This window comes from Burkholderia sp. Tr-862 (assembly GCF_011753085.1).
GTDB lineage: Bacteria > Pseudomonadota > Gammaproteobacteria > Burkholderiales > Burkholderiaceae > Burkholderia > Burkholderia ambifaria.
This window is the reverse complement of sequence record NZ_VWWG01000317.1, coordinates 1-2,773: the sequence shown is the minus strand read 5'-3', so window position 1 is coordinate 2,773 and position 2,773 is coordinate 1. Positions and strand designations below refer to the sequence as shown.

Genomic DNA, 2,773 nt, shown 5'->3' with positions numbered 1-2,773 from the left:
GCCTGCTGCCGCTCACCGACAGCACGCGCGGCCTGCTCGGCGCACGCGTGTTCGATGCGCTGCCGGCCGGCGCGTCGCTGGTGCAGGTCGGGCGCGGCCCGCAGCTCGATGAAGCCGCGCTGCTCGCGGCGCTCGCGAGCGGCCGCCTCGACAGCGCGATCCTCGACGTGACGGAGCCCGAACCGCTGCCGGCCGGCCACCCGTTCTGGACGCATCCGCGCATTCGCATCACGCCGCACATCGCGAGCGCGACGCGGCCGGACACCGCGGTCGACGCCGTGCTCGCGAACCTCGCGCGCCATCGCGCGGGGCAGCCGATGATCGGCGTCGTCGATCGCGCGCGCGGCTACTGACCTGACGCGCGCCCGGCCCGCCGGGCGCGCAGCAGAAAATGCCGAAGCGCCCCGCACAAACGCCGCGCGCATACGTTTCGGGCCGCAAATTGAAGACGCATCCGGATTTCTCGCCCGTTAGCATGAACTCACCGCTGACACCTGACGAGAGTCCCGCCTTCCCATGAACCAAGCCGCGCTGATCGAAGCCGATCGTCACCACCTGATCCATCCCGTCGTCAACTACCGTACGCACGAGGCGCGCGGCGTCACCGTGCTCGAATCCGCCGACGGCGTATTCCTGCGCGACGCCGCCGGCCATACGCTGCTCGATGCGTTCTCGGGCCTGTGGTGCGTGAACGTCGGCTACGGCCGCGACAGCATCGTGAAGGCCGCCGCCGAGCAGATGACGAAGCTGCCCTACGCGACCGGCTATTTCCATTTCGGCTCGCAGCCCGCGATCGAGCTCGCCGAACGGCTCGCGGCGCTCGCGCCGCCGTCGCTGAACCGCGTGTACTTCACGCTCGGCGGCTCGGATGCGGTCGATTCCGCGGTGCGCTTCATCACGCACTATTTCAACGCGACCGGCCGCCCGTCGAAGAAGCAGATGATCGCGCTCGAGCGCGGCTATCACGGTTCGTCGTCGATCGGCGCGGGGCTCACCGCGCTGCCCGCGTTCCACCGCCATTTCGACCTGCCGCGCGCGGACCAGCACCATATCCCGTCGCCCTACCCGTATCGCCACCCGCTCGGCGACGATCCGCAGGCGCTGATCGCCGCGTCGGTCGCCGCGCTCGAAGCGAAGGTCGCGGAGCTCGGCGCGGACAACGTCGCCGCGTTCTTCTGCGAACCCGTGCAGGGCTCCGGCGGCGTGATCGTGCCGCCGCCCGGCTGGCTGAAGGCGATGCGCGACGCATGCCGGCGCCTCGGCATCCTGTTCGTCGCCGACGAGGTGATCACCGGCTTCGGCCGCACGGGCCCGCTGTTCGCGTGCGAGGCCGAGCAGGTCGATCCGGACCTGATGACCGTCGCGAAGGGCTTGACCGCCGGCTATGCGCCGATGGGCGCGGTGCTGATGTCCGACGAAATCTACGAAGGCCTCGCGGGCAGCCGCGCGGAGTCGGCCGTGGTCGGTCATGGGCATACGTATTCCGCGCACCCGGTGAGCGCGGCGATCGGCCTCGAGGTGCTGAAGCTCTATCACGAAGGCGGGCTGCTCGCGAACGGCCAGGCGATGGCGCCGCGCTTCGCGTCGGGGCTCGATGCGCTGCGCGCGCATCCGCTCGTCGGCGACGCACGCTCGGTCGGCCTGCTCGGCGCGCTCGAACTGGTGTCCGACAAGGCGCGCAAGACGCGCTTCGACGCGGCGCTGAACGTGCCCGACCGGATCGCGGCGGCCGCCTACGCGAACGGCGTGGTGTTTCGCGCATTCGGCGACGGCGTGCTCGGTTTCGCGCCCGCGCTGAGCTTCACGGCGGGCGAGTTCGACCTGCTGTTCGAGCGCGTGCGCAAGACGCTCGACGACGTGCTGGCCGACGCTGGGGTGCAGCGCGCGCTGGACGCCGCGCACGCGCAGCCGGCCTGAGCCGGCCGAGGGAAAGCCGGGCTTGTGGCGGCCATCGTTCGACTCTAAAGTAACCGGACATTCCATTTTTCCGCTCTCACGTGAACATGACGGACAGCAAGCTGGATCGCATCGACCTGCGCATCCTCTCCCAGTTGCAGAAGCGCGGCCGCATGACCAACGTCGAACTGGCCGATGCGGTCGGGCTGTCGCCCAGTCCCTGCCTGATCCGCGTGAAGCGGCTCGAGAAGGCGGGCTACATCGGCGGCTACGGCGCGCACATCCAGCTCGAGAAGCTCGGCGACGTGCAGGTCGTGTTTACCGAGGTCACGCTGGCCGACCACCGCCGCGAGGACTTCGACCGCTTCGTCGCGGCGATCCGCAACGTCGACGAGATCGTCGAGTGCCATCTCGCGAGCGGTGGCTACGACTATCTGCTGAAGTTCATCACGCGCAGCGTGAGCCATTACCAGACGATCGTCGAAGGGCTGCTCGAGCAGAACATCGGCATCGAGAAGTATTTCAGCTACGTGATCATCAAGTCGCCGTTCGTCAAACGGCACTACCCGCTCGAATCGCTGTTCGGCGAACGTCACTGACTACCGCAGCGTGCGGCACCCATGAGCTGGCAGTTCGCTGTCCGCGTGGGATAGTCGCGCGCCCGCGCCGCAGCCGTCGTCGCCGAATCGCTTCATCCAAGGACCTGTCATGCCGCTTACGCTCTCCCGACCCGAACTCGTTCGCACCGCCAACCTGATCGACGGCGCGTGGCGCGACGCGCGCGACGGCCGTCGCTTCGACGTCACCGATCCGGCCACGCTCGAGACCGTTGCCCACGCCCCCGACAGCGACGCCGCCGACGCGCGCGCCGCGACCA

3 protein-coding genes and 1 pseudogene are annotated in these 2,773 nt (G+C 69.2%); all 4 read left to right on the top strand.

Annotated features, from left to right (window positions below; genetic code table 11):
• Nucleotides 1–353, top strand: a 353-nt coding sequence (locus F3J14_RS34345; protein ID WP_282100800.1) for an NAD(P)-dependent oxidoreductase, incomplete at its 5' end; no start/stop codon positions are given.
• Between the two features lie 163 nt (nt 354–516).
• Nucleotides 517–1,917, top strand: a complete 1,401-nt coding sequence (locus F3J14_RS34340) for an aspartate aminotransferase family protein (RefSeq protein ID WP_166726683.1) — start codon at nt 517–519, stop codon at nt 1,915–1,917.
• 86 nt (nt 1,918–2,003) lie between these two features.
• Nucleotides 2,004–2,495 (top strand): winged helix-turn-helix transcriptional regulator, encoded by a 492-nt coding sequence (locus F3J14_RS34335; RefSeq protein WP_006749694.1) that lies wholly within the window; start codon nt 2,004–2,006, stop codon nt 2,493–2,495.
• A gap of 109 nt (nt 2,496–2,604) precedes the next feature.
• A pseudogene (locus F3J14_RS35990) lies at nt 2,605–2,773 on the top strand (succinate-semialdehyde dehydrogenase (NADP(+))); the annotation flags it as partial.